The 981-nt window shown below is 31.1% G+C and carries 2 protein-coding genes; both read left to right on the plus strand.

All coding sequences use genetic code 11. The features are described 5' to 3' along the window. On the plus strand, positions 1 to 633 hold a 633-nt coding region (locus L8W57_RS07835), incomplete at its 5' end, for a hypothetical protein (protein ID WP_263662326.1). Positions 634 to 682: 49 nt separating this feature from the next. After that, positions 683 to 955, plus strand: coding sequence for a hypothetical protein (locus L8W57_RS07840; RefSeq protein WP_263662327.1), 273 nt, complete (start codon positions 683 to 685; stop codon positions 953 to 955). Positions 956 to 981 lie beyond the last annotated feature (26 nt).

Here is a 981-nt window from a genome sequence, read left to right on the forward strand (position 1 = left end):
CCAATTCGTCCAAGAACAGATAAAAATATTATTCCATTTGATACAGGAGCAACTATAGAGCTATATGGACTAATTCCAAACTCTAGTGTAGATGTTCAACCAGATCAGTATCTTGGTTATACTAATTTTGTAAATAAAGGCACGCTTCATACTGATGATAAAGGTTCAGTTTATTTAAATTTTAAACCTATTGGAAAAGTTACTGAACACACCGGTAGAATTTTTAGTCTTAAAGTGAAATATAAAGAATGGGATGGAGCTGATCATGAGGCAATTGTAGGAAGTATTGAGGTGCAAAAACGCATTCATGCAATATATGATACTTGGAAAGATCCTGCTTCATGCTACACCAGTGCAACTTTAACATTAACCGATGGAATTGCAGGAGAAAAAGTTGATTTTTCTGGAACCAAACTTAATGTTGGTATTGGTCAAACTCCGCCAATTATACAAAGATGGGATAAAGAATTTGATAATTCCGGTGAAGCAAAAGTTGTAATATCAACTACATGGTGCACTAAACCATTGACCGATACTCCTACTTTTACAATGAGATTTAATACTTTAGGTGTAAATGTCACAGAAACACGAGCGGTTACTTTTGGTGGTGGAGATCATGAAAGATTTTATTAGTCGGATATATAGGCACATTTTATAATGTTGTGGAAAAAGAAAGAAATATATGCCACTGTATAATTTTGCACAATTTCTATCTCTGTTAGCTCAGCTTTCAGAGGTAGATATTAAAACTCTTATGGAATATAAAGATTTATTGTTAAAAGCGTTATCACCTTTAAACGAAGTAAAAAGATTTAATGCAAAAGAATGTATGCAACTTATTAATACTCTTGAAGAAACTTTTTTAGATAAACTTCAAATAGAAGAAAGCAAAAAGAAAGAAATTTGCAAAAATATCATCAAAATACTAAAAAATCATTGGAAAATGTTTTTTTGAAAATCAAGTTGTAATGCAAAATAAAT

The sequence above is a fragment of the Campylobacter sp. IFREMER_LSEM_CL1890 genome (assembly GCF_025772045.1).
Lineage (GTDB): Bacteria > Campylobacterota > Campylobacteria > Campylobacterales > Campylobacteraceae > Campylobacter_D > Campylobacter_D lari_D.